Source organism: Neisseria sp. P0009.S007 (assembly GCF_051962515.1).
The window spans coordinates 1-653 of record NZ_JBQCVF010000801.1 but is presented as its reverse complement, the minus strand read 5'-3'; the positions used below and the strand labels follow the sequence as shown (position 1 = coordinate 653).

At 51.1% G+C, this 653-nt stretch carries 2 protein-coding genes; both read right to left on the bottom strand.

Annotated elements, in window-relative coordinates:
* A partial coding sequence (locus ACTHS3_RS16465) for a thioredoxin family protein (RefSeq protein ID WP_440368570.1) occupies positions 1-277 on the bottom strand: 277 nt, incomplete at its 3' end.
* A 92-nt stretch (positions 278-369) separates the two neighbouring features.
* The coding region (locus ACTHS3_RS16460) for an OsmC family protein (RefSeq protein WP_440368569.1) at positions 370-653 on the bottom strand (284 nt) is incomplete at its 5' end.

Here is a 653-nt window from a genome sequence, read left to right as displayed (position 1 = left end):
CCTGAGGGATGAAGCGGGCCATCCGTTCTACTTCCTTGCCTTGATAAAACAGCAGCCATGCAGGTACGGTCAGCACGTGGAAACGTCCGGCCATTTCGGGTATTTCAGCAATATCGGCTTTTACGGCATACACATTTCCTTCCTCCGCCAAAGCTGAGTCAAGCTGGGCGCCCACGACCGTACAAACACCGCAGATTGGGGCTTTGATGTACAGTGATACTAAAGGGTATGTGGCGATGGCCTGTTCGATGTCTTTCAAAGTGTGCAGTTGTTGCATGCCATGTACTCCTTTGAGCGATTAAGCCCTTTTCTAGTTGTCCAGAAAAGGGGCTTTTAACGAAATGAAAACAAGAAAACGTTTTGAGTCGTCTAGATTTTTTCCACAACCACTTTTGCCCGCGCTTTCAGGCTGTTCAACACTGGGGAGGTGGCGGCTGAGCGGTCGGCGAAATTTTGCAGGGTAGGAAGGTCGGCGTCGGCTTTTACTTTTATGGTTAGCACCAGATTATCCAGTCCGCCGTAGCCATCTTCCATGCCGAACAGTTTGGCCATGTCGATACCGCCCCTTGCGGATATTTCAAACTGTTCCAGTTTCACGCCTGCCAATGCTGCTTGCAACTCGAAACCTATGGAGCAGCAGCCTGCCGCAGCGC